This window comes from Sphingobium sp. (assembly GCF_033795625.1).
Classification (GTDB): Bacteria; Pseudomonadota; Alphaproteobacteria; order Sphingomonadales; family Sphingomonadaceae; genus Sphingobium.
In genome coordinates this window covers 1-501 of the sequence record NZ_JARYGI010000157.1, presented here as the reverse complement: position 1 = coordinate 501, position 501 = coordinate 1, and the positions used below count along the sequence as shown (strand labels likewise).

The following is a 501-nucleotide window of genomic DNA, read 5'->3' as shown; positions in this document are numbered from 1 at the left end:
AGATGGGCCTTTCCACGCCGAGGCGGCGCATTTCTCGATAGATGGTCGATCGGCCGATGCCGAGTTGTCGTGCTGCTTCTGTCGGCGAGATGCTCGCTTCGACCAGTTTGATGGCGGCATGTACCTTGGACATGTCGAGCGGCTGACGGCCGGGCAACTTGCCTTTGGCGCGCGCGGCGGCGATCCCATCCCTGGTTCGCTCGGAGATCAGTCTCCGCTCGAAATGGGCGATGGCCCCGAACACATGGAAGATGAGTTCGCCGGCGGCCGACGATGTGTCGATCTTTTCCTCAAGACTCAGGAGCGCGATGCCCTGGCCGCGTAGCGTCTCGACCGTGGTGAGCAATTCGGCGAGCGAGCGCCCAAGCCGATCGAGGCGGACCACCGCCAGCGTGTCGCCCTTGCGGGCATAGGCGATCAGTTCGGCCAGACCGGGCCGCTCCATGCTCTTGCCCGACATGACGTCGGTGAACACCTTGATCGCGCCGGCCTCCTCCAGAC

Annotated in this window: 1 protein-coding gene; it reads right to left on the bottom strand. The window is 64.3% G+C overall.

The window, feature by feature from the left end:
* Positions 1-499: recombinase family protein (locus tag QHC67_RS19145; RefSeq protein WP_319296763.1), on the bottom strand; the 499-nt coding region annotated here is incomplete at its 3' end.
* Positions 500-501 lie beyond the last annotated feature (2 nt).